Origin of the sequence: Kitasatospora sp. NPDC091207 (assembly GCF_044768625.1) — a bacterium.
GTDB lineage: Bacteria > Actinomycetota > Actinomycetes > Streptomycetales > Streptomycetaceae > Kitasatospora.
In genome coordinates this window covers 1-1,322 of the sequence record NZ_JBIVVS010000074.1, presented here as the reverse complement: position 1 = coordinate 1,322, position 1,322 = coordinate 1, and the positions used below count along the sequence as shown (strand labels likewise).

The 1,322-nt window shown below is 71.6% G+C and carries 2 protein-coding genes; one reads left to right on the top strand and one right to left on the bottom strand.

Annotated elements, in window-relative coordinates; translation table 11 throughout:
- Window positions 1–350: 350 nt before the first annotated feature.
- Window positions 351–785, top strand: a complete 435-nt coding sequence (locus ACIQTO_RS38165) for a hypothetical protein (protein WP_380582968.1) — start codon at window positions 351–353, stop codon at window positions 783–785.
- Between the two features lie 111 nt (window positions 786–896).
- On the opposite strand, the gene ACIQTO_RS38160 is transcribed toward ACIQTO_RS38165, so the two are convergent.
- Window positions 897–1,322, bottom strand: a 426-nt coding sequence (locus tag ACIQTO_RS38160; RefSeq protein ID WP_402398279.1) for an electron transfer flavoprotein subunit alpha/FixB family protein, incomplete at its 5' end; no start/stop codon positions are given.

The following is a 1,322-nucleotide window of genomic DNA, read 5'->3' as shown; positions in this document are numbered from 1 at the left end:
CCGCCGCGAACGGAGCGATCTTCGCCTCGGCCAGCGAACGCACCGCCTCACGCAGCATCCCGTGCTCCTCGGAGATCCGGAAGAGATCGAAGTCCTGGCTCATGATCGGCGCTCCTGTTTCACGACGGTACTCAGTACCCTTCATTATGCATGCGCACAGCAAAAAGGGAACTCAGTGCCTTCACAGGGCGGTACTGAGTTCCCTATCCTTTTGCTGGCGTACGGAGGCCGTACCGCCGACGTACACCGAGGACGCACTCCCGGCGGTACGCCCCGGGCGGCCACGCCGGCCGTACGCCGGCGGCGCACAGCGAGCCGGCGACCCAGTCCGAGTGCAGGGAGATGACACCGTGGTCCACTCAGCCATCGACGCCGACATCGAGAGCATCCCGCTGTACTTCCAGCGCTGTACGTGGTGCAGCAACCCGACCTTCCAGCGGCTGCTCTGCCCCACCTGCGGCTCCACCGAGCTGCGGCTGGAGCGCAGCGAGGGCACCGGCGTGGTGCGCCGGTGCGCCGTCGAGCAGGCCCGGACCCCGCTGGCCCGGCAGAAGTCGCTGATCCGGATGGCCGAGGGCTTCGACGTGTGGTGCATCGTCAGCGGTCTGCGCAGCACCGTCCCGGTGGGGACCAGGGTCCGTCTGACGCCGGCGCCCGACTCCGACCAGCCCGAGCTGACGCTGCTGCCGCAGGAGGAGCCGGAGCGGGTCCAGCCCGCCGAACCGCGCCCGCTGCCGCCGTGCCAGGGCGGGTTCACCCAGCACTTGGCGGCGTACGCCGAGTAGCGGCGCGGCAGGCACGAACGGCGCGGACGGCGCGGCAGTGGATACGCCGGAGGGCGTGGCACCGGGTACTCGGTGCCACGCCCTCCGGCGTATCGGGCTCGGGCGAGCGGCTCAGCCCTTGCGGGCCTGGACCTCGCCGGTGAGCTGCGGCAGCACCGCGAAGAGGTCGCCGACCACGCCGTAGTCCGCCAGCTCGAAGATCGGGGCCTCCGGGTCCTTGTTGACGGCCACGATGGTCTTCGAGGTCTGCATGCCGGCCCGGTGCTGGATCGCACCCGAGATGCCGTTGGCCACGTACAGCTGCGGCGAGACCTGCTTGCCGGTCTGGCCGACCTGGTTGCTGTGCGGGTACCAGCCGGCGTCGACGGCGGCACGCGAGGCACCGACGGCCGCGCCCAGCGCGTCGGCCAGCTCCTCGACCACGCCGAAGCCGGCCGCCTCGCCGACGCCGCGGCCGCCGGAGACCACGATCGCGGCCTCGGTCAGCTCGGGACGCCCGGAGGAGACCCGCGGGGTGCGCGAGGTGACGGTGGCGGC